The organism is Kitasatospora phosalacinea, from assembly GCF_030268885.1.
GTDB classification, from domain to species: Bacteria; Actinomycetota; Actinomycetes; order Streptomycetales; family Streptomycetaceae; genus Kitasatospora; species Kitasatospora phosalacinea_C.
The window spans coordinates 44,457-67,129 of the sequence record NZ_BSSA01000001.1; the positions used below are offsets into that span (position 1 = coordinate 44,457).

Annotated in this window: 22 protein-coding genes; 8 read left to right on the top strand and 14 right to left on the bottom strand. The window is 75.8% G+C overall.

Annotation, left to right across the window (positions count from 1 at the left end; all coding sequences use genetic code 11):
• Positions 1 to 6: 6 nt before the first annotated feature.
• The 3 genes from QSK52_RS00200 to sigJ all read right to left on the bottom strand — a co-directional run bounded on the left by QSK52_RS00200 (position 7) and on the right by sigJ (position 2,889).
• Positions 7 to 1,023 (bottom strand): BtrH N-terminal domain-containing protein, encoded by a 1,017-nt coding sequence (locus QSK52_RS00200; RefSeq protein ID WP_285732092.1) that lies wholly within the window; start codon positions 1,021 to 1,023, stop codon positions 7 to 9.
• Positions 1,020 to 1,832 (bottom strand): MerR family transcriptional regulator, encoded by an 813-nt coding sequence (locus tag QSK52_RS00205; protein ID WP_285732094.1) that lies wholly within the window; start codon positions 1,830 to 1,832, stop codon positions 1,020 to 1,022. The genes QSK52_RS00200 and QSK52_RS00205 overlap by 4 nt, the downstream gene beginning before the upstream one ends.
• Before the next feature lie 82 nt (positions 1,833 to 1,914).
• Positions 1,915 to 2,889, bottom strand: coding sequence for an RNA polymerase sigma factor SigJ (gene sigJ / locus QSK52_RS00210; protein WP_285732095.1), 975 nt, complete (start codon positions 2,887 to 2,889; stop codon positions 1,915 to 1,917).
• Between the two features lie 280 nt (positions 2,890 to 3,169).
• On the opposite strand from sigJ, the gene QSK52_RS00215 reads away from it, so the two are divergent.
• From QSK52_RS00215 to QSK52_RS00225, 3 genes are all read left to right on the top strand, one after another.
• Positions 3,170 to 5,530, top strand: coding sequence for a hypothetical protein (locus tag QSK52_RS00215; protein ID WP_285732098.1), 2,361 nt, complete (start codon positions 3,170 to 3,172; stop codon positions 5,528 to 5,530).
• Between the two features lie 229 nt (positions 5,531 to 5,759).
• On the top strand, positions 5,760 to 6,017 hold the full coding sequence (locus QSK52_RS00220) for a hypothetical protein (RefSeq protein ID WP_285732100.1): 258 nt from the start codon (positions 5,760 to 5,762) through the stop codon (positions 6,015 to 6,017).
• Positions 6,018 to 6,020: 3 nt separating this feature from the next.
• A complete protein-coding gene (locus QSK52_RS00225) occupies positions 6,021 to 6,503 on the top strand; it encodes an acyl-CoA thioesterase (RefSeq protein WP_051777960.1) in 483 nt (160 codons plus the stop codon).
• A 736-nt stretch (positions 6,504 to 7,239) separates the two neighbouring features.
• On the opposite strand, the gene QSK52_RS00230 is transcribed toward QSK52_RS00225, so the two are convergent.
• The 4 genes from QSK52_RS00230 to QSK52_RS00245 form a co-directional block, all read right to left on the bottom strand.
• Positions 7,240 to 8,529: a hypothetical protein gene (locus tag QSK52_RS00230; protein WP_285732102.1), complete on the bottom strand. Its 1,290-nt coding sequence runs from the start codon at positions 8,527 to 8,529 to the stop codon at positions 7,240 to 7,242.
• Between the two features lie 272 nt (positions 8,530 to 8,801).
• A complete protein-coding gene (locus QSK52_RS00235) occupies positions 8,802 to 9,269 on the bottom strand; it encodes an SsgA family sporulation/cell division regulator (protein ID WP_285732104.1) in 468 nt (155 codons plus the stop codon).
• A complete protein-coding gene (locus QSK52_RS00240) occupies positions 9,266 to 9,568 on the bottom strand; it encodes a hypothetical protein (protein WP_285732106.1) in 303 nt (100 codons plus the stop codon). Before QSK52_RS00240 ends, QSK52_RS00235 begins: the two co-directional genes overlap by 4 nt.
• A gap of 342 nt (positions 9,569 to 9,910) precedes the next feature.
• Entirely contained in the window at positions 9,911 to 10,702 is a 792-nt protein-coding gene (locus QSK52_RS00245) for a hypothetical protein (protein WP_285732108.1), read from the bottom strand.
• A gap of 57 nt (positions 10,703 to 10,759) precedes the next feature.
• Between QSK52_RS00245 and QSK52_RS00250 the strand changes: the two genes are divergently transcribed.
• Positions 10,760 to 11,245 (top strand): GrpB family protein, encoded by a 486-nt coding sequence (locus QSK52_RS00250; protein WP_285732110.1) that lies wholly within the window; start codon positions 10,760 to 10,762, stop codon positions 11,243 to 11,245.
• Here QSK52_RS00250 and QSK52_RS00255 read toward each other — a convergent pair.
• Positions 11,229 to 13,886 carry a collagenase gene (locus QSK52_RS00255; RefSeq protein WP_285732112.1) on the bottom strand — a complete coding sequence of 886 codons (2,658 nt, stop codon included), beginning with the start codon at positions 13,884 to 13,886 and terminating at the stop codon, positions 11,229 to 11,231. The genes QSK52_RS00250 and QSK52_RS00255 overlap by 17 nt on opposite strands.
• 184 nt (positions 13,887 to 14,070) lie before the next feature.
• On the bottom strand, positions 14,071 to 15,006 hold the full coding sequence (locus QSK52_RS00260) for a LysR family transcriptional regulator (protein ID WP_285732114.1): 936 nt from the start codon (positions 15,004 to 15,006) through the stop codon (positions 14,071 to 14,073).
• A 365-nt stretch (positions 15,007 to 15,371) separates the two neighbouring features.
• On the opposite strand from QSK52_RS00260, the gene QSK52_RS00265 reads away from it, so the two are divergent.
• On the top strand, positions 15,372 to 15,602 hold the full coding sequence (locus tag QSK52_RS00265; RefSeq protein ID WP_285732116.1) for a hypothetical protein: 231 nt from the start codon (positions 15,372 to 15,374) through the stop codon (positions 15,600 to 15,602).
• Between the two features lie 144 nt (positions 15,603 to 15,746).
• Positions 15,747 to 16,853 carry a protein kinase domain-containing protein gene (locus QSK52_RS00270; protein ID WP_285732119.1) on the top strand — a complete coding sequence of 369 codons (1,107 nt, stop codon included), beginning with the start codon at positions 15,747 to 15,749 and terminating at the stop codon, positions 16,851 to 16,853.
• Here QSK52_RS00270 and QSK52_RS00275 read toward each other — a convergent pair.
• Complete coding sequence (locus QSK52_RS00275; RefSeq protein WP_285732121.1) at positions 16,789 to 17,397, bottom strand: TetR/AcrR family transcriptional regulator; 609 nt, start codon at positions 17,395 to 17,397, stop codon at positions 16,789 to 16,791. The two genes, QSK52_RS00270 and QSK52_RS00275, sit on opposite strands and share 65 nt — an antisense overlap.
• 94 nt (positions 17,398 to 17,491) lie before the next feature.
• Between QSK52_RS00275 and QSK52_RS00280 the strand changes: the two genes are divergently transcribed.
• The gene (locus QSK52_RS00280; RefSeq protein WP_285732123.1) at positions 17,492 to 18,478 is read left to right on the top strand and encodes a hypothetical protein; all 987 of its coding nucleotides are present in this window, start codon (positions 17,492 to 17,494) and stop codon (positions 18,476 to 18,478) included.
• A gap of 74 nt (positions 18,479 to 18,552) precedes the next feature.
• Positions 18,553 to 19,359, top strand: a complete 807-nt coding sequence (locus QSK52_RS00285; protein WP_285732125.1) for a DUF6159 family protein — start codon at positions 18,553 to 18,555, stop codon at positions 19,357 to 19,359.
• On the opposite strand, the gene QSK52_RS00290 is transcribed toward QSK52_RS00285, so the two are convergent.
• The 4 genes from QSK52_RS00290 to QSK52_RS00305 form a co-directional block, all read right to left on the bottom strand.
• Positions 19,300 to 20,256 carry an SAM-dependent methyltransferase gene (locus QSK52_RS00290; RefSeq protein WP_285732127.1) on the bottom strand — a complete coding sequence of 319 codons (957 nt, stop codon included), beginning with the start codon at positions 20,254 to 20,256 and terminating at the stop codon, positions 19,300 to 19,302. The genes QSK52_RS00285 and QSK52_RS00290 overlap by 60 nt on opposite strands.
• The gene (locus tag QSK52_RS00295; RefSeq protein ID WP_285732129.1) at positions 20,253 to 20,927 is read right to left on the bottom strand and encodes a cysteine hydrolase family protein; all 675 of its coding nucleotides are present in this window, start codon (positions 20,925 to 20,927) and stop codon (positions 20,253 to 20,255) included. The genes QSK52_RS00290 and QSK52_RS00295 overlap by 4 nt, the downstream gene beginning before the upstream one ends.
• Positions 20,924 to 22,024: an isocitrate/isopropylmalate family dehydrogenase gene (locus QSK52_RS00300; protein WP_285732131.1), complete on the bottom strand. Its 1,101-nt coding sequence runs from the start codon at positions 22,022 to 22,024 to the stop codon at positions 20,924 to 20,926. Before QSK52_RS00300 ends, QSK52_RS00295 begins: the two co-directional genes overlap by 4 nt.
• Before the next feature lie 85 nt (positions 22,025 to 22,109).
• A complete protein-coding gene (locus QSK52_RS00305) occupies positions 22,110 to 22,640 on the bottom strand; it encodes an EF-hand domain-containing protein (RefSeq protein ID WP_285732133.1) in 531 nt (176 codons plus the stop codon).
• Between the last annotated feature and the right edge of the window lie 33 nt (positions 22,641 to 22,673).

A 22,673-nucleotide genomic window follows, 5' to 3' on the forward strand; every position in this document is an offset into this window, starting at 1 on the left:
ACGGGATCACCGGGGAGCGCGGCGGTCCGGGGCCCCGTCCCCGAGGCGGTACAGCGCCTGCATGGCCTCGCGCTCGATGCGCGCGAGCTCGTCGAGGACCGCGCCGGCCCTGGCGAGGAACTGCGCGTCGCCCGATTCGCCGGCCTGCCTGATCAGTGCCGCGGCCTCCGTCCACAGGGGCGCGGCCTCGGCGTACAGCGCGTGGCCGGTGCGCAGGTGGCGGCTGTCGACCAGGTCGGTGCACTCGGCGAGGAAGTCGCGGTAGAGGTTGCGGAACAGGGCACCGCCGGTGCCGCCCTTCTCCATCAGCAGGGCGACCCGGGGCAGGTCCCGCCGGGGGTCGTCGGTGCGCCGGAGCCAGCCGCGCACCAGCGTGCCGGCCTTCGCGACGCCGCGGTGGCCCAGGTTGGAGATCGGCGGGTGGAGGAAGGCCTCGGCGCAGGCGGTGACGGCGGGGACGACGCGTTCGTGCAGGGCGGGCGGGTCGTCCGGGACGGTGAGGGTGAAGGACCGGTGCCTGGCGGTCATCGGGCCGCGGGCGGCCCGGGCCCGGGCGAGGCCGGTCAGGCTGGTGGAGACGGCCCCGCCCTGCTGGTCGGTGTCCACCAGGTGGGCCCGGTGGTCGTCGTAGCCGTACAGGGCGACGACGTGCCCGCCGAAGTGGACCTTCGTGCCGAAGTAGTCCAGGTGGTAGCTGTCGAGCTGGAGCCCGACGGGACGGCCCGCGTCGACGGCGCCCGCCACGTCGTCCCACGCCTTGCGCGGGGAGGTGGTCTCCCGGACCAGGAGGTCCAGCCCGAGCGTGGCGGCCAGGTTCCTGGTCAGCTCGAAGGGCTTCACCCGTCCTCCGAGGAAGGGGAAGTCCAGGTTCCTGCCGTCCCAGTAGACGAAGGACAGGCCGGAGCCGAGCCCGAACAGCATGGGCTCGGACAGGTCGAGCCCCTGGTGCCGCAGCAGCACCCCCAGGGTCGTCGTCTCGCAGTGCCGGCCTCCGCGGGTGTCCACGCCCGTCACCGTGGTCATGCCGCATCCTCCTGTTCCCGGACGAGGACGACCAGCCGGGTGGCCAGTTCCTCCGGCGGTGCTTCGGCCGGGCCGACGAGGTACGCCTCGCGCACCGGTGCCCGCGGGTGCAGTCCGCGCTCGTGGACGGCGGCGAAGAGCGCGTTGTAGGCCAGCGGGAGCTGCTCGTAGGGCCCGGTGTGCACGGTCTCGGCGACGAGCCCGCCGGGCAGCACCTCGAGCTCCAGGCCGGGCACGCCGTCCCCCTGCGGGAGTTGCGCCCCGACGGCGATCTCCGTCCGCTCCTCCAGGTCCAGCGGGTACAGCCCCCACAGCGGCGGCTGCCACGCGGTGCCCGCCCGGCCGAGCGCGGGCAGCAGCCGGCCCGCGCACTGCGCGACCCCGGCGCCGATCCCCGCCGGGGCGCAGACCGTGCGCACCACCGCCAGCCGTCGCTCCGGCTCCCTGCCCAGCGTCACCTCGTAGCCGGGCAGGCCGCCCGCGGCCAGCCGCTCCAGCATCTCCATCCGGGCCCGGTCCCGGCTGATCCGCTCGGCCAGCCGGTCCCGTTCGGCGCGCAGGATGCCCGCCCGGTGCTCGGGTCCGGCGGCCAGCGCCCGGCCGATCACGGCCAGCGGGAGGTCCATCACGCGCAGCAGGGCGATGGTCAGGGCGTCGCGCGCCTGCCCGGGTGCGTAGTAGCGGTAGCCGGAGCGGGCGTCCACGCGGACGGGGGCCAGCAGTCCCAGGTCGTCGTAGTGCCGCAGCTGCTTCACGCTGAGGCGGCACAGGCGGGCGAAGCGCCCGATGGTGAGGAGTTCGTCGTGCACGCCACCATGCTGGACCCTCCCACGGTGGGAGGGTCCAGCGCCGGCCGGTCCCCGCGGGGCGCTCCCGTTCGGGCCCGACGGGTCAGGCCAGTCCGCGCAGTTTGTCGGGGTTGGAGACCGCGTGGATGCCGCGGACCAGGTCGCCCTCCGGCGCCAGGTCCAGGACGAGGACCGCGAACGGGCGTCCGAAGGCGGAGAGGGCGGCGGCGGGGGCGCCGTTGACGCTGCGCCAGGTCACCTCCAGGCCGCGGCCGCCGGACTTCCCGGCCAGGGCGGCGAGCAGGCGGGCGACCTGGGCGCGGCCGGTGAGCGGGCGCCGTCCGCCGGGGGCCTTGCCGCCGCCGTCGCCGATCAGGGTGACGTCCGGGGCGAGCAGTTCCAGCAGGGCCTTCAGGTCGCCGCCGAGGGCCGCGGCGAGGAAGCGCTCGGTGACCCGGCGCCGCACGGCGGGTGCGGCCTCGTAGCGGGGACGGCGCTCCTGGACGTGGGCGCGGGCCCGCTTGACCAACTGCCGCACCGCCGCCGGGCTGCGGCCCAGCACCGCGGCGACCTCGGCCCCGCTGTACCCGAACACCTCGTGCAGCACGAACGCGGTGCGCTCCAGCGGCGACAGCGTCTCCAGCACCACCAGCAGCGCCAGCGACACCGACTCGGCGCGCTCGGCGGCCAGCGCGACGTCGCCCGCCGCGCCGTCCGCACCGTCCGCGCCGAGCAGCGGTCCCACCAGCGGCTCCGGCAGCCACGGGCCGACGTACGTCTCGCGCCGCCGACCGGCCGCGGCCTGCTGGGCGAGGGCCCGGTTCACCGCGATCCGCACCAGGTACGCCTTGGGGTGCTCGATCCCGGGGGCGGACGGGTCGGTGGCGCGGGCGTTCCAGGCCAGCCAGGTGTCCTGCAGGACGTCCTCGGTGTCGGCGACGCTGCCCAGCAGGTTGTAGACGAGGGAGAACAGCAGCTCCCGGTGGACCGCGTACTCCCGGGTGGCCCGTTCCCCCGCCGCCTCCGTCCCCGCCCCCGCCGCTCCCGCGGTCCCGGCCGCCCCCGTCGCCCGCTCCATGCCCGCTCCCTCGTCCCGTCGCTCCGTCGCTCCGTCGGTCGTGTCCGGAACAGGGAACCGGACCGGCCCGCGGAACGTGCCGCGACACCGCCCGCTGTGACCCGGCTCACACCCGGGCCCGGGTCCGTCGGGCCGGACCCGAACGGCCGTCCGTGCACCTCAAGTAGGCTGACCGCGGCCGGAAATGACGGTGCCACGACGAGCCGGGAGCGTCCGGCCCCGTCCGGGCGCCCGCCGAGGGGGCCGGCCGACGGGGACGGACACGAAGGACAGGCGACAAGTGGACAGCGACAACGGCGCCGGCGTTCGACTCGCGGACCGGGCGGAGGGCGGGCCGACGGCCCCCGACGCAACGCCCGGGAGGACGGGGACGCCCGGGACGGCCGGAACGCCCGGGTGCTGGCAGTACCTGCTGGACGACGGCCTCGACCCCGCCGGACGGATCCCCGTGCACGCCGTGCGCGGCAGCATCCCGCCCGCCGACCGCACCGGCACCCCCGGCGCCCACCGCCCCAACCCGCGCCACGGCCGCCCGCTGCCCGGGCCCGCCCCCGTACCCGCCGACGCCCCCGCCCTCGGCCTGCCGCCGCTCGGCGCCGGACGCCGCCCCGCCGGACGCGCCCTGCTCTCCTGGCTGGAGGACGCCCGCGCGCCCCGGCTGTGCCGGATCACCGGCTCCTCCGGCAGCGGCCGCACCCACCTGCTGACCTGGCTCGCCGCCGCCTGCCCGCCCGACCACCCGCGCCCCGGCCGCCGCGTCCACGCGCTGCTGGACGCCGAGGGGCTGACGGTCCGCTCGGCCACCGCCCGGCTCGCCGACCTGCTCGGCCTCACCGCGGGCGAGCCCGCCGACCTGCTCGAAGCGCTCCAGGACGGCACCCCCCGCACCGTCGTGGTCACCGACCTCGACCGGGCCGGCGGCCCCCGGCTGCCCGACCAGCCCGAACGGCTGGCCCGCGAGCTCCTCGTCCCGCTGCTGTCCCTCCCCTGGCTGCTGCTGGTCGTCGAGGCCGCCGACGGCCCCGCCGCCGAGGCGCTCACCGCCGCCGCCCCCACCGGCGCCGTCCTCGACCTCGACCAGCCGCAGTGGACCGACCCCGCCAAGTACGCCGCCTGGTGCGCGGGACTGCCCGGCCACCCCGTCGACCCGGCCGCCACCCACCCGAGCCCGGGCCTGGCCCAGCTCGCCGCCCGCACCCCCGGCGCCGCCCCCGACCCGGCCCTGCCGCCCGCCGGGCGCGCCGCCGCGCTCGCCGGGGCCTGGTGGGCGGCCGTCCCGGACGCCGAACGCGCCGCCCTCACCGCCCTGGCCGGGGCCGAGGGGCCGATCAGCACCGCCCTGTGGGCGACCCTGCCGGGCGCCGACGCCGCCTCCGTGGCGGCCGCCGCCGCCCTGCTGCCCCCGCCCCCGATCGCCGACCGCTGGCGGCTGCGCCCCCAGCAGCTCGCCGACCTGGTCGCCGCCGACAGCCCGCCGGTCGACCACGGCGCCATGATGTGGCAGGTCGCGGGCGGCATACCCGTGCGGTCCGACGGCGGCCCCGACCTCGCGGCCAGCGACCCCGAACGCCTCGCCCTGCTGCTCCGGCACGCCTCCGCGGGTGACCCCGCCAGCCCGATGCTCGGCGAGATCGACCTGCTGCTGCACGCCGAACCCGCCGCCGTCACCGCCGCGTTCCAGCTCGCCGAGGACGGCGGACTGCCGCCCACCCCGATCGCCGAAGCCTGGCGCCGGGCCGCCCCCGACCGGGCCGCCACCGCCCGCCCCGCCGACCGCGCCGCCGTCCTGCACGCCCACCTCACCGGCCGCCACGACGCCGCCGCCGCGCACTGCGCCGAACTCGCCCGGCAGGCCGACACCCGCTGGCGCGCCGTCTGGCAGCACGTCCCCGCCGACGGCCCCTGCGCCGCCACCGCGGGCCTGGGCCCGGCCGCCGGGCACCTGCTGCTCGTCGACGGCGACGGCCTGCACCTGGCCGACCCCGCCACCGGCCGCCTCCTCGACGAGCGGCCCGGCGCACCGGCCGGACCGCTGCACGAACCCCACCCGCGCGCCCTGACCGCGACCCCGTTCGGCGGCGCCCTGCTGCTGGGCGCCTCCGGTGCGCTGCGCTCGCTCACCGTCCGCGGCGCCGAGGGCGTCCCGGACGGGGCGCTGGCCGCCCTCGACGCCTGCACCGCCGTCGCCGCGCACGAGGACGTCATGGTGTTCGGCCGCCCCGACGGCCTCACCACCTACAGCGAGGTCTCCACCGGCACCGCCCACCGGCCCGAACACCCCCTGCACGAGGGCCCGGTCACCGCCCTCGACGTGGCCCCGGCCGACGGCGGCGCCCTGGTCGCCAGCGGCGGCGAGGACGGCCGGGTGTGGACCTGGATGCCCGGCCGCCCGCCGCTGCCCGCCCCCGTCGACCAGCGCCCCCACCCGGTCACCGCCGTCGCCCTCGGCACCACCCCCGCCGGGCTGCTGCTCGCCGCGGCCTGGTCCGACGGCCTGCTGCGCCTGCGCCGCTGGGGCGAGCGCCACCACGGCGCCGACCTCCGGCTCGGCGCGGCCGTCCGGACCCTCGCGGTCACCCCCGACGGCCTGGTGGTCGCCGCCCTGCCCGATTCGGTGCTCGCCCTCACCCTGGTCGGCTGATCACCACACCCGTGTTGAAAGTTGACGCCTGTTCAGCCATCTTCAACCAAAGACCGCACACTTCGCCATTTCCGGTTGGTTCCTGATCGAGTTTGACCAGCGGAAGGACATTCGGCGTCAACGGAGCCGCCGCTCCTTCCCCTCGACGAATGAAACTCACTGCTGAACCCCCTTCCTGGATCCTCACGTGACACACGTCCGAACAAGTCCGACCGGAAACGAGGAATCGATGTCTGAACACCGCGACGGGGTCGACCACGTGGAGAGGGAGTGCGCCGCCCTCGCCGGACTGCCCGCCGCCCAGCGGCTGGCCGCACTCGAGAAGCTCTGCCACCGCACCGAACGGATCCTCGGCCGCGCCGTCCTGGACACCGCCGCCGAGGTCTACGAGCAGGGTCACGACGCCGCCCTGCACCGCTCCCCGTACGCCTACGGGTACCTGCGCCGCAGCCTCGGCTTCCGCGCCGAACACCGAACGGACGGCTGACCGTTGTACACCTACTTGTGCCGCACCCGCTGGGGCGACATGGACGCCTTCGGCCACGTCAACAACCTCAAGGTCCTCCAGTACGTCCAGGAGGCGGTCTACTGCCTGCTGTACGACGACACCGAGGGGCAGGACCTCTTCGAGGACGGGTTCATGATCGCCCGTCACGAGATCGACTACCGCTCCCCGCTCTACCACTGCCCCACCCCGCTGCCCGTGCAGATCTGGGTGGAGCGCCTCGGCCGGTCCTCGATCAGCACCACCTGCGAGGCCCGCCGGCGCGGGCAGATGGTGTTCCAGGCCCGGACGGTCACCGTGCCGACCGACGCCGCGACCCGGCGCAGCCGCCCGCTGCGCGAGGCCGAACGCCGCCACCTCAACCGCTACCGGGTCCGCCCCACCGGCCCCGTCGCCCCCGTCGGCCGCGTCCCCGTGCGCTCCACCGGCCGGATCAGGGTCCCCGCCCTCAACGAACGCGCCTCCTGACCCGTACGGGCGCGACCGGGGAACGGCGCTCCCCGCCCCGGGGGAGGAACACGGACGGCCCCGGCCCGGGCACCCACCCGGCCCCGGGGCCGCTCCCGTCCCCGCGCCCCCCCGCGGCCGCCCGTCCGGCCCCGGCGCGGGGTCCACCGCACCGCGCGGAGCAGGGATTTCAACACCGCGACGACTTCAACCGGACCGCCCCGTCCGCTCCCGCCCGCCGGGCCGCGCCACCCCCCATACTGCTGCCGGGAGACCGGGGAACCCGGCGGCGCGACGGCACCGCGCCCACCGGGGCGGTCACCCGTGCCCCGGTACGTCGTCCGGGCGGCGCAGCACGCCCGCGAGCGGAAAGAACCCCATGCCCAACCCCTGCCGAACCGGCCCGTCCTCGTCCGGCCCGTCCTCGTCGGGCGCCGCCGCCCGCGTCCGTCAGCCGACCCGCCGGGCGCCGGGCCCGGCCCGGTCCGGCACCCGGGGCGACGGGGCACCGCCCGGGGGAGCGGCGCCCGGGAGGGTGCCGCCAGGGGGAGCGGTGCCCGGAGGAACGGCGTCAACTGCCGTGCGGTCCGCGGCTGCCGGGTCGATCGCCCGCGAAGGGGCGGGCCGCACCAGCGGGTAGTACGAGGGATCGTTCATGGCGTCAATGGATCACCGCCGCCCCCGCCCGCCAAGCACCCCGCCCGCACGGCTCACCCCACCGCCGGGCCGCGCCCCGGCACGCCCGCCGCCCGCCCGGCTACCCGCCCAGCCGGGCGAACCGGCCCTCCAGGCGCGACAGTTGGAGGGTCGTCGCCGGGGAGCGCAGCGCGTCCTGCCGCTCCCGGAAGCTCGCGTACGCCCGCCGGGCCTGGTGGATGTTGCCCGCGTCCAGCTCCAGGTGCGCGAGTTGCAGCAGCGACACCCCGATCGTCCGGTGCTCGCCCGGGGGCCGGGCCCGCAGCGAGGCCCGCAGGTACGACAGCGACAGCTCGGTGGCCCGCAGCGAGCGGTGCACCTGGGCGGCCTGGTACAGCAGCGCGGGCTCCGGGTACCGGTGCGGGCCGCCCTCCGCGGTCGCCCGCGCCGCCCAGTGCTGCGCCGCCTCCAGGTGCTTGAGCGCCTGCGCGGACTGCCGCAGCCGGGCCGCCGCCACCGCCTGCTGGGCCAGCACGAAGGCCCGCACCCCCGGTGCCGCGTCCGGCGGCAGGTGCTCGGCCGCCGCGTCCGCCAGCCGGGCCGCGTACGCCTGGTGCCCGAGCGCCCCGGCCTGGGTGCTCTGGTCGCGCAGCGCCATCGCCTGGGCCGGGCCGTCCTGCGCCTCGGCCGCGAGCTGGTAGGCCAGCCGGTAGTGCCGCTGCGCCTCGCCGTGCCGGTTGTCGTCGGTGTACGTCCGCCCGACCAGGCGGACCAACTGCGAGGCCGCGACCAGCAGTTCGGCGTGCCACCGGCCCCCCGCCGGGGACTTCGCCCAGGGCAGCACCTGGTCGCGCAGGTACCCCAGCAGCAGGCCGCGGGCGATCGCCCCGCCGTACCCGTCGTAGTGCCGGGCGCCGAACGCCGTCATCTCCCGCACCGCCTCCACCTGCCGGGCCCCGATCCGCTCCGGCCCGGAGCGGCGGACGGACGGGATCAGCGGCGGGCGGGGGGCCGACTCCCCGGCGGGGCCGGGTCTCGCCGCCGGGCGCGGGGAGGGCACCACCCGGATCTGGAACAGCGGAGGCTGAAACGTTTCGTCCTGCGGCTCGCCGGAATTCGGCCAGGAATGCAGCCGGCGCAGCCCGGTCAGGGCGTCCGCCGACTCCTGCTCGGACCCCTCCGCGGGCACCGGGTCGCCGGACTGGAGGCCGAGCTCGCTCCGCGAGACCGGGCGGCCAAGCCGCCGGGCGAACGCCTCCTCGAGCAACTGCGGCCCGGGCGGCCGCGGCTGGGTGCCGGACAGCCAGTGCGCCACCGTCGTCCGGTCGTAGCCCACGCTGAAGCCGCTCTCCCGGGCCACCTTCTGCAGCGCGGCCGCCAGCGCCGGGCCGTTCCACCCGGCCTCCGCCATGCAACCGCGCAGCGCGGTATTCGGACCACGGGTGTGCTGCATCGACAACTCCTTGTGCGGACCCCCTAAGGGGTTGGCCTCAGAATAACGGGCGGCGCCGACGCCGAATACCGATTTCGGCCAAGCGTCGCCTGTTCAACGCCCGGGAGCGGAAAGCGAAACTGCACCGCCTGTTTCCGTTCGACGGCGAAGGAGTGAATTCCGACCGGTCGGAGGTGCCGGGCGCGGATGAATGCGATGACCCGACAGGAATACGATCGCTTTCCGTTCCCCTACCGCTCCGCACCACCCGCCTCCTCCAGCATCCGGCGCATCATCCCCTCGGCGTCCAGGTGCCGGTGCTCGGTGCCGACCGGCACCAGCCGGTGGGTCAGCTCCAGGAAGCCGCGCACCGGCTCGGCCGGGGTCCGCAGCACCGCGGTCTGGCCCGGCGTGCTCAGTGCGATCGCCAGCAGCCCCCCGTCCGAGGTCGACCGCCGGATCGTCACGTCCCCGATCCCGGCCCACCCCTCCAGCCCGTCCACCAGCAGCTCGCGGGCGAACAGCCAGGTGATCGGCTCGTCCAGGTCGACGTGGCAGTCCAGGTGCACGGCGTACGGGTCGCTCCGGTGGTAGCGCAGCCGGGCCGGTACCGAGACCTGCAGCCCCGGGCACGGCGCGACCGTCACGTCCAGCAGCAGCACGCAGTCCGGCTCGCCGCTGCGCCGCAGCCACGCGTGCGGGGTGTTGCGGTGGTTCACGACGCCTCCCTCGGGCGGACGACGGACGGGACGGCGGACGGAACGGCGGACGGGACGGGTGGCGTCTCCACGGGTGCGGGGCCCGTCGGTTCGAGGCTCGTCGGTGCGGGGTCCGCCGGTCCGGGGTCCGCGGTCTCCGTCCCCGTGCCGTCCGGCCGGAGGTCGGGCGGGGGCGGCGGGGAGAGCCGCTCCCGTGCGGGGGCCGGGTGGGGGGAGAACCGGGGCGGGGCGACCAGCCGGGACCACTCGTGGTCCCGGCGGCCGGGCACGGTGCGGCCGGACTGGTGCCAGAGCGTCACCAGTCTTGCGTAGATCGGGGCTTGCTGAATCGTTTCGTCACGGACACCCATCGGGGCCCGGGGGTCGGCACTCACGTCCGGGGATAACGACCGAACCCGGGGGCGGTCACGCCACTCGTCCGTACGCCGCACCGGATGGGCGCGATCCCGCCGGACGACGGCCGGAACGCCGGGCGCCGGAGGCCGCCGGGCAGCCGCCCGGGGCGATCGAGGCGCTCGGCGCCCTCGGCCTGCTCCTCCCCGTCGCCACCGGCACCGCCACCGTCCTCTGCGGGGAGGGCGCGACCACTGCGGTGCCGGGCCCGGGGGGCCGTCCCGCCGGGGCGCGTGGAGCCGGGCGGCTCAGATCCCGTGACTGTCACCGGAGTTGAGGACGGAGGCGGAGACGGTGCCGAAACCGAACGCGTCGCCCTCGGAGCGGGCCACGGTCTCCCGGGCCGTCCGGCGGCCCAACAGGCCGGACAGCGCGGCGAACTGCGGGGCCAGCAGGCGCAGCGCCCGGCGTCCGTGCAGGGCGGTCAGCAGCCCGGCCTCCGCCGGGTCGGCGGCCTGGGCCGCCTCCGCCCCGGGCAGCGGGTGGCGGCGGCGCAGGGCGCGCAGCAGCCGGTGCCCGGCCAGGGTCCGGGCCGGGGTGCACGGGACGGCGAGGGCGAGTGCCGCCAGCGGCAGGCCCGTGGCGAGGTCGCCCCGCACCGCCAGGGCCACCGCCGTCCCGCCGGAGGCCAGGGCGAGCAGCGTCGACGCCGCCAGCCGGGCCCGCCCGCAGCGCAGGCCGCGCCCGGCCAGTTCGGCCAGCAGCTCCGCCCGGGCCCGCCGCACGGCCGGGGCGACGGCGGCGTCGGCCAGCGGCAGTTCGCGGCCGAGCGCCGCCCACAGCGCCCGGTGCAGCGGAGTCGCGCCGCGGCCCGGCGCGCGGTGCACCAGCCGCCGCAGCCGCCCGGAGCGCCCGGCCTCGACCGTCCCCGCCCGGTGCAGTTCCACGGCGACCGCGGCCAGCGCGGCCCGCGCCCCGCCCCGCACCGCCGCGGCCCCGGCCGCCGACAGGCCCTCCGTCCGCCCCCGGACGGGCAGCCGGCGCAGCAGCCACGCCCCCAGCAGTCCGACCACCGCGCACACCACGCCGACCGTTCCCATGACGCCCCCCGTCAGCGGGCCCGCCCCGACGGCCCGGCCCGCACTGTTCACGGTGGGGTGTACCCGCGGGAGGCGCCCGCCGCCCCTCGCGCCGCGGCTGGATCGGCCGGACCCTGGAACCGGCCGGGCCCTGGAACCGGCCGGACGACCACCGCGCCGCAGCCCGTCGTCCTCGTCCTCCCGTACGACCCCGCCCGGCCGTTGCGGGCGGCCGAACTCACCGCCGGGCTACGGGCCGTGCTCGGGGCGGCCGCGGTGCGGGTCGAGCACGTCGGCAGCACCGCCGCCCCCGGGACGGCCGCCGAGCCGGTGTACGACGTGCAGATCGGCGACGCCGACCTGGACGCCGCCGAGCGGGACTTCGACGCGCCGCTCGCCGCACTCGGCTTCCGCCGCTCCCCGCACCGGCACGACCACGTCCCGGCCGGGCCGGACTGCAACCTGCACGTGCGGCTGCGCCGAGGAACGCCGGAGGGCAGCCGCGGCCGGTGGCCGCGGCTGCCCCGGGTGGGGGTCGGTGGGCGGGTCAGAACTGGGTGCTGACGGTGACGCCGGAGAAGTCGGTGACCGCGTACAGGCTCAGGTAGCGGTACCCGGCGGTGGGGGTGGTGACGGTGATGCTCTGGGTGGTGCCCGGGTTGGTGGAGGAGGCGGTGAAGGCGCCGGGGGAGGCCCAGGTGGTGTCGTTGTAGTACAGGTACGCGGTGCCGGTGCCGCCGCTCGTGGTGACCTTCAGGGTGGTGGTTCCGGCGGGCAGGTAGACGTACAGGTAGTCGACGTCGCCCGCGGTGCGGGCGCGGCCGGTGCGCTGGCAGTTCCGGCCCATCGCGTCGGTGCGCTGGTCGGTGCAGGTCGGCAGGGCGGGGCCGGTGCCGTCGACGGTGGTGGTGACCGAGGCCGGGGTGGCGGTGGTGCGGCCGGTGGCGTCGGTGACGGTCAGGGCGACGGTGTAGGTGCCCGCCTTGGCGTAGGTGTGCGAGGGGTTGCGCTCGTCGGAGGAGGAGCCGTCGCCGAAGGTCCAGTGCCAGGCGGTGATCTGCGCCGGCGAGTTGGTGACCACGGAGCGGTCGGTGAGGGTGACGGTGGCGCCGTTCACGGCCTGGTCGAACAGCGCGGTCGGGCCGGTGGCGAAGCAGGCGCCGTTCGCGCAGCGGGTCAGCCAGGCGTCGAAGTCGGCGTCGTAGGAGGTGCCGAGGCCGTTGTAGACCGCGTACCCGCCCTGGTAGTCGCCGGTGCGGAAGTGGCCGAGCACCGCGTACACGTCCGCCGGGTGCTGCTCGACCATGTAGCGGACGGCCAGGTAGCCCCACGGGTAGACCCGGGTGGAGTCCGAGTTGCCGTACGTGTTCTGGAAGATCGTCGACAGCTTGTAGGTGCGCTTGGCCGCCTCGGCCATCGCCTGGGTGTCGGTGACGCCGCGGTAGGCGTACGACTGGTACTCGGCGACGCCCTCGATCCACCAGATGTCCGGGACGGAGGTCTCGGCGGCGAAGTTGCCCTTCATGTCGTAGACGTTGTCGAGGTAGTGGGTGTACTCGTGGTTGAGGTTCCACACGTTGCCCGGGAAGTCGTCGTTCCACGACTTCTGGTACATCACGCACACCGGCTGGTTGTTCGGGTCGGTGACGTCCATGACGGTCTGGCCGCCGTTGTCGGTGGAGTTGCCGTAGATCGCCCACGAGTAGGTCTGGTAGTCGGCGGCGCTGGCGAACACCGGCATGACGACCGTCTTCCCGTACTGGTTCGGCACCGGGCCGTTGTCCTTGACCAGGCGGTGGAAGAAGGCGTCCTCGCCGCGCAGGCTGTCGCACACCGGCTGCAGCTGGGCCACCGTCAGGGCCTGGGCGCGCAGCGTCCTGTTGTCGCAGACCAGGACGTTGGGCAGGACGGCGTCGGCCAGCCGGGTCGGCAGGTCGCACGTCCCGTAGTACGAACACTGGCCGTGGTCGTAGCTGTTGGCGTTGTACGCCACGTGCACGTACAGCGGGCCGGTCGGGCCGAGGATCCGGGTGGTGTCCAGGATCTGCTTGACCAGCGGCTTGGCGGCGTTCTCCACGGCGGTGGACGTCCCGGCCATCCGGGCGATGTCGTTGCCCGCGTTGACGTCCAGGAAGGCGTTCGAGGTGCCCAGCAGGTCGCGGTGGTTGAGCGCGAAGTTGCCCAGCGAGCCGACCAGGGCGGTGTCGGCGCCGATCGCGTTGACGAAGTCGGTGTTCCAGTTGCCGCGCCACAGCGGGGCGAACAGCACCGAGTTGACCGCGTTGACCATCTTCGGCGTCGCGTTGTAGCCGTTGTCGTAGCCGTCCAGCACCTGCTGGTAGACCTTCAGGTACTTGGCCTGGATGTTGGCGCTGTCGGTCAGGATCAGCACGTCGTACAGCACGGTGCCGTTGGCGTCGGTGACGTCCTTCCAGCGGGTGCCCGCGAAGAAGGCGTCCAGCCCGGCCTGGGTGGCGTTGGTCAGGGTGGCGCCGTAACCGCCCACCTGGGACGGGTAGTAGGACTGCACGTAGTAACCGGCCCGCAGGAACTGCACCAGTTGCAGGATGCCGGAGCCGTTGGTGCCGTCGTAGGTGGCCGCCAGGTCCTTGAAGGCGCCCGCGACGGTGAGCATGTTGGCCTGCTTGAAGACCGCGCCCGCGTCGGTGCCGGTCACGTTGTACAGCGTGCCCACGCAGCTGGTCGTCGAGGACTTGACGAAGTTCACCAGGTCGGTGCCGGAGCGGCTGCCGAAGTCGGCGTAGGTGCAGCTCTGCGCGGCAGCGGCAGCGGCGGCGTCGGCCGCGGGGCCGGTCGAGGGGCCGGGGGCGCCGTGCGGTGCGGCGGCCGGGGCCTTGTCGGCGTGCTGTCGCGCCGGACGCGGGGTGGTCTGGACGGCGGTGCCCTTCGGCTGCCCCATCTGGACCTGGCCGAGCAGGGCGGGCGGCAGCGGCGCGGCCACCGGGGTCAGGCTCTCGGGGGCGGCGTCGACGATCGGGCCGAGCGGCTTGGGGACGGCCCCGCCGGGGGCGTGGGCGTCCACGGCGGAGGCCGGGGCCGGGGCCGGGACCGCCGCCCCGGCGGCCTTCGCGGACGGCCCGCCGGTGGCGGCCGCGGCCGGGGTCACCGGCAGCAGGGTGGCCGCGACGGTGCAGCCGGCCAGCAGGCCGGCCGCCAGGGTGGGGAGGGGTATGCGCAGACGCACTGCTTCTCCTGGGGGAGGGAGCTCACTGAGCACATCAGATGGGGGAGGGTGACGCGCTGAGCATCCTGGCACCGGAGACAGGGTCAGAACAATGTCACAGGTCATATGACATTACATGAACGCGGCATAACACGGCCGGGAAGACCTTGGTGCGGGCCCGAGAAGTGGGAGCCCGGGGGCGGGCTCAGGTGCGCGGCGGGCGGAAGGTGCGTCCGGCCCAGCTGTGCAGGTGGGGGGCCTCGGCGGCGAGCTCCCGGTACGCGGCCGCCGCCGCCCCGAACAGGGTGTCGGCCAGGCCCGGACCCACCGTCGCGCGCCGCCACAGCAGCACGTACCGCAGCCACAGCGGCGCCCCCAGCAGCGGCTTGACCGCGACGCCCGGCGCCGGCGCGGTGCTGCCCGGCACCAGGGCCGCGCCCAGGCCCGCGGCCACCAGGTCGAGCACCTCCCGCCGCCCGCCCGGCAGTTCGCGCACCCCGGCGGGGGTGAGCGGGGCCGCCTCGCAGGCCGCCCGGAACAGTGCGGCCCAGGGGGCGCCGTCGGCGGCGGGCAGCAGCCAGTGCTCGCCCGCCAGGTCGGCGAGCGCCGGTTCGGCGTGGTGGCGCAGCGGGTGGCCGACGGGCAGGGCGACGAACACCGGCTCGGTGGCGACGGCCCGCGCCGCCAGGGCGGGGGTGGCGCGCAGGCCCGAGCCGGGATGGTCGAGCAACAGGGCGAGGTCGAAGGGGGGTTCGGCGTCCCGGTCGGGGGCCAGGGCGAAGCGCAGTTCCGGTCTGAGCTGCCTGGCCCGGGCCAGGGTGCCGGGCAGCAGGGCGGGACAGTCGGTGGTCAGGTGCAGTTCGCGGTGCGGGCGCCCGTCGTCCGGGGCGGCCGCCTGGCCCAGCCGGTCGACCCGGGAGAGCACCTCGCGGGCGGCGGCCAGCACCTCCGCGCCGAAGGTGGTGGGCACCACCCCGGCCGCCGTGCGGTCGAACACCACTGCGCCCAGGTAGCGTTCGATACGCCGCAGTTGGGTGCTGGTGGCGGGCTGGGAGGCGCCGATCGCCGCTGCCGCCCGGCCCACGCTGCCACTGTCGGCGATCGCGCAGAGCACCCGCAGGTGTCGCAGTTCCAGATCCACGGGCGGGCCTCCTCGGGTGCGGGCGGCCCCGCCTCGGCGGTGGCATCGGGGCTATGCAATGTCACACGCAACATGTCAGATGATTTCGCTACCTTCGCCTCCCGGCAGTGCCGCGTCAAGCCCCCGAGCGGGGGTTCCGGAGTCGTGCGGGCCCGGTCCTCGCGGCCGAAGGTCGCCCCCCTCCCCGGGCGGCGCGCACCCCGACCGGCTCGGAGGAAATATCGCAAGCGAACTAGTGTGCTGCCGAGCGGTGCTTCGGGTCGAATGGCAGAACGGTTGCGCCGGGGAGATGGGAGGGGGAGAGTCCATGGCGGCCCTCGAATGGTCGACGTTCGAAAAGACCCACCTCAATGGAGGATCGGATCATGGGAACGAAACTGACCGACGTGGTGGAACGGGCGGTGCGGGATCCGCTCCACGCCGAGGAGCTCAGAGGGAGAGCCCTGCAGGCGACGAGGACGGGCGTGGGGTCGAGCGAATTCGACGAACTGCTGAACGAGTTCGCCAGTGGTCCCGCGGAACTCGCCCGGCTCAAGGCGCGCGTGGAGGAGCCGGACGGAGTGGGCACCACGACCACGACCACCACCATTTTCTGAAAGGGGTCGACGTGTGACCGCGCATCCGAGTCGGCCGCCTGCGGCCGGGGGCGGTACGGTCGGCGTTCGGAGCGCTCGGAGGAGCGCTGGCAGGTGCTCTGCGGCGAGCACCTGCCGGTGGCGCCCCCGCGGTCCATCTGGCGGATGAGCCGCGAGCACCGCCCGGACGACCCGGACCAGGGATGGAAGTTGCACGTCTCCGCAACCGTCCTGACGGCCGAGCGCACCCTTGCGGCGGTGGCACCGGAGTTGCACGCGCGCGGGGTCCTGTTCAAGGCCCCCGGAACACTGACCGAGCTCCACCGGCTCAACTGCGGCCTCTTCTACGGAACCAGCCAGATCGGCAAATTCGTGAGCGTGTACCCCAGGAGTCCGCAGGAGGCGGTCGAGCTGGCCGAACGACTGGACGAGAAGACCCGCGCACTCCCGGGGCCGAACGTCCCGTTCGAGCGCCAGTACCGCCGGGGGAGTCGGGTCTTCTACCGGTACGGGTCCTTTTCGGGACGCCGGGCGGAATTCGACGGTGTCACCCGGCCGGCGCTGCGCCCGCCTGACGGGGGGATGATCCAGGACGTGCGCACCGACCCCGATTTCGACCCGTGGTGGTGCCGGAACCCCTTTCCCCGGAAGGCGGAGCGCCGGGGTCGGCCGAGCCTCTTTCGGACCAGGTACCTCGTTTTCGAACCGCTGACGCAACGCGGGAAAGGAGGCGTCCACAAGGCCCTGGAGATGACCGGGACGCCGATGCGGACCTGCGTGGTGAAGGAGGGGAGGTTGCACGGGGAGACCGGGTGGGACGGGCGGGACGGGCGGGACGGCAGGAAGCTGGTCCTCGCCGAGGCGCGGATGCTCCAGGACCTCGCCGCCGCCGGGGTCGACGTCCCGGCGGTGCGGGAGGTGTTCGTGGAGCAGCGGAACGCCTACCTGGTCCTGGAGCACCTCGGTGACCGCACGCCGGAGCAGGTCGTACGGGAAGCCGGCGTCCTGCCGGTGCGGGAGGCGCTGCACCTCGCCGGGGCCCTCGCGGCGGGGGTGGCCGATGTCCACGAGGCGGGCCGGGCCTGGCGCGACGTCAAGCCCCGCAATGCGGTCGTCGACGGAACCGGGCTGGTGCGTCCGATCGACTTCGAAGGGGCCTGCAGGTCGGACGCCCGGAACGTCTCGGTGGGGCGGGACGGGCGCGGGCTCAGGCGGTACCGGGCGGCGGGCAGGCGCAGAGCGGGGCGAAGGCGCGGACGGCGGCGGCGGTGAGGTCGGTGGCGATGGCGGGGGGCGGGTCGCCGGCCAGGACGCGGCGGCGCAGTTCGCGCAGGACGGCGCGGTGCAGGCCGGTGAGGGCGCCGGCCAGCAGGGGGGCGTCGGGGGTGCGGGGGGCGAGGGCCTCGGCGAGGGCGGCTTCGGCGCGTTCGCCGATCTCGCGTTCGCGGGCGCGCAGGGCGGGGCTGGCCTCGACGGTGCGGAAGAAGGCGGCGGCGTCGGGGGCGAGGCCGATCGCCGGGTCGGCGCGGCGGAGGGCGGCGCACAGGTCGTCGCGGACGGCGGCGGCGGGGCAGCAGGTGCCGGGCGGGAGCGGGTCGACCAGCGCGGCGAGGCGCCGTTCGACCTCGTCCTGCCGGTCGAAGAACAGGTCCTCCTTGGTCGGGAAGTAGTTGAACACCGTGTTGGTGGAGACGCCCGCGTGCCGGGCGACCTCGGCGACGGTGACCCGGTCGAAGCCGTGCGCCAGGAAGAGCGGCAGCGCGGTGTCCGCGATGGCGGTGCGGGTCTGCTGCTTCTTGGTCTCGCGAAGGCCCATGCGCCCATCGTACGGAATGGTAGGGTCACTGAAAAATTGGTGTCACACCAAGTTTTGCCCGACGAGTGATCCGACGAGTGACCAGGAGAGCGACATGGCCCGACGGCGGCGGGAGTTCACGTTCGGCATCTACCCGGGCGGCCTGCTCGGTGACGAGCACGGCCTGCTCCACCCCGTCCGACCCGACGACCCGGTCCGGATCGCCGAGGCGCTCGACCTGCTGCAGGGCGCCGAGCCCGGCTTCCGGGTGCGGGTCTACCGCTCCTTCGCCGCCACCGCCCCCGCGCTGCCGGAGACCCCCGAGGGCTGGGAGGCGTACCTGGGGCGGCCCGGGCGGAAGGTCGACCTCGTCCTGCAGTTCCGCGAGCCGACCGGCAGCCCGGCGGGGTGGGAGGCGTACGTGCGGGGGCAGGTGCGCGAACTCGGCGGGCGGCTCGGCTCGGTGCAGGTGTGCGAGGAGCCGAACGCCGACCTGCCGGTGCTGGACGGCAGCGTCCCGGGCGTGCTGGAGGCGCTGGTGGCGGGGGTGGTCGCGGCCGCGGACGAGGTGCGTGCGCTCGGGCTGGACGCCGCGGTCGGCTTCAACGCCGTCCCCACCGTCGACCCGGACGCGCCGTTCTGGCCCGCGCTGGGCAGGCTCGCCGACCGGCGCTTCCTGGACGCGCTCGACTACGTCGGCCTGGACTTCTTCCCGGACGTCTTCCGCCCCGTCCCCGCCGAGCACCTCGCCGAGGCCACCGCCTGGGTGCTGCACACCTTCCGGCACACCGACCTGCCGAAGGCGGGCATCCCGGCCGACGTCCCGATCCGGATCTGCGAGAACGGCTGGCCGACCGGCCCCGACCGCCCCGAGGACGCCCAGGCGCGGGTGCTGGAGACGGTGGTCCGCACCGTCGCCGACCGGGCCGGGGAACTCGGCATCGACGGCTACGCGCTGTTCGCGCTGCGCGACGCGGACAGCTCCGGCAGCAGCCTGTTCCACCGCTTCGGACTGCTGCACGACGACCACGCGCCCAAGCCCGCGTTCGACACCTACCGCCGCCTGATCGCCGAACTCGGGCCGCGCCTCAGGGAGTTGTAGGGACAGCGGGAGCGGTGCCGACGGGTGGGCCGGTTCGTGTACCGTACCGTCCACCCGCCGCCCGAGAGGCCCGCATGACACCCGGAATCATCCGCACGGCCGCCCGCGTGCTGCGCCGCCGCCCCGCCCTGCTCTGCTTCCCCGCCCTCGGCCTGCTGGTCACCGCCGTGGTGCCCGCGGCCGCCTGGTTCCCGCTGCTCCGGGGGGTCTGGCAGCGGGTCGAGGCCGGCGGCGCCCCGAGCCCGGCCCAGTGGGGAGCGGTCGCGCTGGTGCTGTGGGCCGCCTCCGCGCTCGGCGGGCTCTGCACCGCCGCCCTGCTGCACTCCGTCCACGAGCTCCTCGACGGTCGGCGCCCGCCGCTGCGCGCCTCGCTGGCGGCGACCGGGCGGCGCCTGCCGACGCTGCTCGCCTGGAGCCTGTTCTCGCTGCTCGTCGGCTCGGTGCTGCGGACCGGGGAGTCGCTCGCCGGACTCGCCACCCTCTTCGACCTGCTGGGTGTCTCCTGGTCGTTGCTGACCTTCTTCGTCTTGCCCGTCATCGTGGTCGAGGGAGCCGGCCTGCCGGCCAGCCTGCGCCGGTCGCTGGCGCTGGGCCGCCGCGCGCTGGGCCGCTGGGTCGTCGGCGGCCTGAAGCTCTTCCTCGTCACCGCGCTGGTCGCGCTCGGGGCGCTCGCCGCGCTGATCCTCGCGGTCGAGTCGGACAGCACCTCCGTCCTCCTCGCGGTCCTCGCCGCGGTCGTGGCCGTCCTGCTGCTGGTCGCGGTGGTCAGGTCCGCCGCGTCCGGCATCTACCGGACCTCCCTCTACCACGAGGCCGTCGCCTCAGCGGCCCCCGCCGGGGACGCCCTCGCGACCGTCCCCGCCGGACGGGGCGGCCGGTGAGCGGTCGCCGGGGCGTCGCTTGAGGCAGGTCACCCAGCGGTTGGCGGCGAGGGCGTCGCGGGGTTCGGGGCGCAGCGCGGTGGGGGAGTGGTCGAACGGGGTGCGGGTGGTGGTGCTCCAGCCGAGGGCGGTCAGGGCGGCCGCGGTGTCGGGGCGCGGGCCGGGGGCGAACAGGGCGAGCAGGTCGATGCCGAGCCGTCGGCGGGCCGCCGCGTAGACGGGGGCGGCCCGGACGGCCGGGGACTCCGGAGCGGACTTGACCTCGTAGGCGAGGGTGGAGCCGGGGACGCTGAGCCGGTCCAGGGCGGTGGCGACGGCGAGTTCGTCCGCGGCCGGGAGGTACAGGAACAGGCCCTCGGCCAGCCAGGCCACCGGCCGGGACGGGTCCAGTCCGGCGGCGGTCAGCGCGGACGTCCAGTCCCCGCGCAGGTCGACCGGGACGGTGCGGCGGCGGGCGAGCGGGACGGCGTCCAGGCCGTCCAGCACGCGCTGCTTGAAGTCGAGCACCCCGGGGCGGTCCAGCTCCCACACGGTGGTGCCGGGCGGCCAGGGCAGCCGGTGGGCCCGGCTGTCCAGGCCCGCGCCCAGCAGCACCACCTGTCGGGTGCCGGAGCCGGCCGCGGCGAGCAGGTGCTCGTCCAGCACCTTGGTCCGCAGCGCGAAGTAGGTCGCCAGCCGCCCCCACAGCGGGTCGTCGGGGTCGACCAGGGCGGGGTCGTCCGGCCAGTCGGCGCAGCCCGGCGAGGCCCGGACGAAGTGCTCGGCGAACGGGTCGACGGCCAGGGCGCCGCTGCGCCGGGCCTCCAGGGCCCGGGCGTGGGCGACCAGCAGGGCGGTCCGGCCGACGCCGCCCCCCACCCCGGCGTCGGGGCGGGAGGCGTCGGTCGGCGCGGTCACCGCAGCCCCGCCGGTGTCGTGCCGGTGTCGAACGCGGGGGCAGTGAAGGGGAGTTGCCCCAGGTCGGTGATCCGGGCGCCGTACACCCGGGCCATGAAGCGCAGGATGTCGGCGTCCGCCAGGTGCAGTGCGGTGGTGCAGTCGCGCAGCACGGTCAGGTGGAAGCCGCGCTGGAAGGCGGTGCGGGCGGTGGAGTCCACGCAGACGTCGGTGAACAGGCCCGCCAGGACGAGGCGTTCGATGCCGCGGCGGCGCAGGTGGGGCTCGAAGTCCGGGTCCTGGAAGGCGTCGAAGCAGGCGCGCTTGGTGAACACGGCCTCCTCCGGCCGCGGTCGCACGCCGTGGAACCCGGCGCCCCAGCTGCCCTCCAGGCACTTGGGGCGCTTGCCGAGCAGGGCGTCCCGCCGCCGCCAGGCCGGGCCCTGGTGGACGGGGTCGCCCAGGAAGCGGACGAACAGCACCTCCGTCCCCGCCTCCCGGGCCGCCTCGACCGCCCGGACGCTGTTGGCGGCGGCCCGGGCGAGCAGGGCCGGGTCGCCCGGGAAGCGCGCGGCGGCGACCTCGCCCGCGCAGAAGTCGTTCTGCAGGTCGACCACGACCAGCGCGCTCCGCCCGTCGGCCGCGTCGGCTCCGCTGACCGCGGCGGCCCCGTCGGCCGGGCCCGCGCTCACCGGGCCCCCGCCCGGGCGGTCGGGTCCTGGGCCGGGACGGGGACGGGGGCCGACGCGCCGCTGAGGGCGTCCAGCACGGCGTCCGTCACCTCGGTGGTCCCGGCCGTCCCGCCGAGGTCGGGGGTGCGGGCCCCGCGGGCCAGGGCGGCGGCGATCGCGGCCTCCACGGCGGCCTCCGCGCCGGGGCAGTCGGCGTGCCGCTCGGCGATCCGGGCGGCGGCCCGGATGGTGGCGACCGGGTTGACCAGGTCGCGCCCGGCCAGGTCGTCGGCCGAGCCGTGCACGGTCTGGTACTCGGTGAGACCGGCCAGCGCCGGGTGCAGGTGGACGTTCTCGGTGCAGCGGTTCTCCTGCCGCTCGGAGCCGTAGCGGTCGAGCAGGACGACGTGCATGATGTCGGCCCACTCGTTCCCGGCGACCAGCAGCGTGCGGTCCTCGGGGCCGTGCGCGATCAGGTTGCGGTTGACCGTGTCGGGCTGGAACAGGGCGACGTCCAGGCCGAGTTCGGCGGACAGCTGCTCCGTCCAGTCGTCCAGCGCGCCGTCCAGCAGGTGGTACTTGTAGGCCAGCAGCACCCGGGCCGGGCCCTCGGGCCAGCACTGCCGGGCGCGTTCCACCGCGTAGCGCACCACCTGCTCGGTGACGGCGCGGCTGAACTCCATGGTGCGCACCACCTTGCCGGGGGAGTGCCGGTTCTCGCCGGTGTAGAAGCCCTGCGCCTGGTCGCGGACCAGCAGCAGCCGCGCCGTCCCGGCGGTGAGCGGCTCGACCTTGACGGCGGCCAGCCGCTGCCGGACCAGGTACAGCGACTGGGCGTTGATCGCGGTGCGGAACACCGCCCGCACCCCCGCGGCCGCCTGCTCGCGGCAGAACCACTCGTAGTGCGCGGCGTCCTGCTCGGTGAGCGCGGCGATCTCCGCGGTGCCCGCGGCCTCGGCGCGCAGCGACACGTACGAGTGGTAGACCCGCGGCGAGCGCTCCACCCGGACCCGGGTGCCGTGCAGCCGGGCGATCCGGTCGAGCACCCGCTCGAAGACGGGGGCGAGGTCCGGGCCGGTGCCCCGGCCGACGGCGAGGGCGATGGGCGGTACGGTCACTGCGGGACTCCTCGGGAGCGGCGGGGCGCGACGGGCTGCGCCGTGGCGCGGGGGTGCGGGGAGGGGAGGGGGTGCGGCGGGCGGCTCAGGCGGACTGCGGGACCAGCCGGTCGCCGGGGATGCCGGACTTCTCCGGGGCGTAGTAGTCGCGGATGCCCTCGGCCCACACCCCGACGGTGATCCGGTCCGCGGCGTCCGGGCCGAAGGCGTCGAACAGCGCCTCGGTGTTCTCCTTCTCGAAGCCGATCGCGAGCATCAGGGCGACGAACCGGTCCCGCTCGATCAGGCCGTCGTGCTCGGGGTCGCCGAGCGCGGCGAGGGCGTCGGCGAACCGCGCCGCGGTGGCGCCGAACAGCTCCGGGTCCAGGACGAAGCCGCGGAACTCCTCCGGGCTGATCACCCCGTCGCCGTTGGCGTCCAGCGTCGTGGACAGCACCCGCCAGTAGTGCTCCAGGCTGTCGGCGAGCGCCTGCCGGTCGGCGGCGGGCGAGTCGGCGGCGACGGCCAGCACCCGTTCGGTCATCAGGGCGAAGTCGTCGGCGTCGAGCACCCCGTTGCCGTTGGCGTCGAACAGGGTGAACACCAGCGCGGCGCGCCGGTGGGCGTCGTGTCCCATGAACAGCCGTCCTCTCGTTCGCGGCGGTCCGGC

Excerpts from the sequence above, each read along its gene's own strand:
- QSK52_RS00200 (WP_285732092.1), bottom strand. The coding sequence starts at position 1,023 with ATGACCACGGTGACGGGCGTGGACACCCGCGGAGGCCGGCACTGCGAG.
- sigJ (WP_285732095.1), bottom strand. The coding sequence starts at position 2,889 with ATGGAGCGGGCGACGGGGGCGGCCGGGACCGCGGGAGCGGCGGGGGCG.
- QSK52_RS00220 (WP_285732100.1), top strand. The coding sequence starts at position 5,760 with ATGTCTGAACACCGCGACGGGGTCGACCACGTGGAGAGGGAGTGCGCC.
- QSK52_RS00230 (WP_285732102.1), bottom strand. The coding sequence starts at position 8,529 with ATGGCGGAGGCCGGGTGGAACGGCCCGGCGCTGGCGGCCGCGCTGCAG.
- QSK52_RS00245 (WP_285732108.1), bottom strand. The coding sequence starts at position 10,702 with ATGGGAACGGTCGGCGTGGTGTGCGCGGTGGTCGGACTGCTGGGGGCG.
- QSK52_RS00265 (WP_285732116.1), top strand. The coding sequence starts at position 15,372 with ATGGGAACGAAACTGACCGACGTGGTGGAACGGGCGGTGCGGGATCCG.
- QSK52_RS00270 (WP_285732119.1), top strand. The coding sequence starts at position 15,747 with ATGAGCCGCGAGCACCGCCCGGACGACCCGGACCAGGGATGGAAGTTG.
- QSK52_RS00275 (WP_285732121.1), bottom strand. The coding sequence starts at position 17,397 with ATGGGCCTTCGCGAGACCAAGAAGCAGCAGACCCGCACCGCCATCGCG.
- QSK52_RS00280 (WP_285732123.1), top strand. The coding sequence starts at position 17,492 with ATGGCCCGACGGCGGCGGGAGTTCACGTTCGGCATCTACCCGGGCGGC.
- QSK52_RS00285 (WP_285732125.1), top strand. The coding sequence starts at position 18,553 with ATGACACCCGGAATCATCCGCACGGCCGCCCGCGTGCTGCGCCGCCGC.
- QSK52_RS00305 (WP_285732133.1), bottom strand. The coding sequence starts at position 22,640 with ATGGGACACGACGCCCACCGGCGCGCCGCGCTGGTGTTCACCCTGTTC.